This is a genomic window from Klenkia sp. AC732, assembly GCF_979256525.1.
Genome location: NZ_CEEDOS010000132.1, coordinates 1 through 251 on the forward strand (window position 1 = coordinate 1; position 251 = coordinate 251).

Here is a 251-nt window from a genome sequence, read left to right on the forward strand (position 1 = left end):
TCCCCCGCCCGTCGTGACCCCGCTCCTCCCCGGCGTGTCCCCCATCGGGGCGCACGGGTCGGTCGCGGGCGGCCTGGCCACCGGTGGCCTGGCCTACACCGATGCCGTCGGCGCGCAGGCCGTGCAGGTCGTCGTGGGCAACCCGCGGGGCTGGAAGCGCTCGGCCGGAGACCCCCGGCAGGACGCCGCGTGCACCGCCGGCTGCCTGGAGCGCGGGGTGCCGACGTTCATCCACACCCCGTTCCTGGTCA

Annotated in this window: 1 pseudogene; it reads left to right on the top strand. The window is 77.3% G+C overall.

The features are described from left to right. Positions 1-13: 13 nt before the first annotated feature. Positions 14-251: pseudogene (locus AC0IVP_RS21980) on the top strand (hypothetical protein); the annotation flags it as partial.